A 402-nucleotide genomic window follows, 5' to 3' on the forward strand; every position below is an offset into this window, starting at 1 on the left:
GCCCGCGAGGTTGCGGCTGCGCTGCAGAAGGCCGGCCTTGCGGTGGAGCTGGATCTGCGCAATGAGAAGATCAACCGCAAGGTCGTCGACCATATCGACCAGCGCGTGCCCGTGCTGGCCGTGATCGGCCGGCGCGAGGCGGAGGAGGGCAAGGTGGTGCTGCGCCGCCTGCCCGGGCGCGAGCAGGTGACGCTGACGCTGCAGGAGGCCGTGGCCACCCTTGCGGCGGAGGCAACGCCTCCCGATCTGAAAGAGCAGGCAATGGTTGCAGCAGCGTGACTGCTGCACCATAAGACTCACCCAAAGCGTTTCAACAGCGACAGGAGCCGACTCTGGCCCGAGGCCCTATTCCGAACCAATTGCCCGCCCGCGACGGACCGCGTGTAAACGAGGATATCCGCG

At 66.7% G+C, this 402-nt stretch carries 1 protein-coding gene; it reads left to right on the forward strand.

Annotation, left to right across the window (positions count from 1 at the left end):
• On the forward strand, positions 1 to 279 hold a 279-nt coding region (locus SxD43FB_RS24210), incomplete at its 5' end, for a His/Gly/Thr/Pro-type tRNA ligase C-terminal domain-containing protein (protein ID WP_255245901.1).
• Between the last annotated feature and the right edge of the window lie 123 nt (positions 280 to 402).

This window comes from Sphingobium sp. D43FB (assembly GCF_002312805.1).
GTDB lineage: Bacteria > Pseudomonadota > Alphaproteobacteria > Sphingomonadales > Sphingomonadaceae > Sphingobium.